The sequence below is a fragment of the Niastella vici genome (assembly GCF_002077945.1).
GTDB classification, from domain to species: Bacteria; Bacteroidota; Bacteroidia; order Chitinophagales; family Chitinophagaceae; genus Niastella; species Niastella vici.
This window is the reverse complement of record NZ_LVYD01000025.1, coordinates 1-437: the sequence shown is the minus strand read 5'-3', so window position 1 is coordinate 437 and position 437 is coordinate 1. Positions and strand designations below refer to the sequence as shown.

1 protein-coding gene is annotated in these 437 nt (G+C 54.7%); it reads left to right on the top strand.

Annotated elements, in window-relative coordinates; all coding sequences use genetic code 11:
• Positions 1 to 437 (top strand): hypothetical protein (locus A3860_RS41015; RefSeq protein WP_158085183.1); only part of this gene is annotated, 437 nt, incomplete at both ends.

Sequence of the window (437 nt, the reverse complement as noted above, 5' to 3'; positions counted from 1 at the left end):
TATAATATTCCCTTGCTGTTCAATGAAGACGGGAAGGTGGTTTTCAGGTACCGGGCGGTACAGCAACTGCCCGGCGGCGAGCGGCTCACCTCGCGGTGGAGCCCGGAATACGACCTTGGTGGCGGGTTGGGCAAGGCCTCCTTCAATGGGCATCAGAACAACCTGACCTGGCAGGCGGCCACTTCCTTTGCCGAAGAAGGCAAACTAAAAAGTGCGGTGGCTTATTATGACGGAACACTGCGCCAAAGACAAACGGTAACCAAGGACAATGTTACCAACACCACGGTGCTGGCAGAAACTTTGTACGATTTTCAGGGTAGGCCGGCCGTCTCGGTATTGCCGGCACCTACACTGAGTAATGTTATAGCGTTCACGCCACTGGCTACAACGAAGCTGGATCTGAACGCGCCGGGTTCGGAGTATACCAAAGACCTGTA